Genomic DNA, 463 nt, shown 5'->3' on the forward strand with positions numbered 1-463 from the left:
GGGAGGCAAAGGAAATCTCACATCGAGAATGGCTCGGAGGATATGAGTCTTCGGCTGTTATCATAACTTCGATTGTATTGAAAAAAGAGGTCAAGCATATCTACAGAATTCCCGATTACAAGCTATGGNNGAGATGTGAAAAGGCACTATGGACTCCATCCACGTCTTCCAGTAGTGCTGTTCACGGGAAGAATGGAATATCAGAAAGGACCTGACCTACTGGTGGAAGCTGCGGCTAAAGTCCTGAAAAAAAGGAATGCACAGTTTGTGTTTATAGGTGAAGGGGATATGCGTTCTCAGTGTGAACATAGAGCCCAAAAACTTGGCATTGGAAATTCCTGTCATTTCTTTGGATATGCCCCGGATAACACTGTACTAGACTTGTTCAATGCCTGTGATCTTGTGTGCGTGCCCAGCCGAAACGAACCCTTCGGAATAGTTGTGCTTGAAGCCTGGGATGCAA

At 45.3% G+C, this 463-nt stretch carries 1 pseudogene; it reads left to right on the forward strand.

Annotated features, from left to right (window positions below):
* Positions 1 to 463, forward strand: a pseudogene (locus BP621_RS12230) (glycosyltransferase); the annotation flags it as partial.

The organism is Methanosarcina sp. UBA5, assembly GCF_002505485.1.
In the GTDB taxonomy this organism is placed as follows: Archaea; Halobacteriota; Methanosarcinia; order Methanosarcinales; family Methanosarcinaceae; genus Methanosarcina.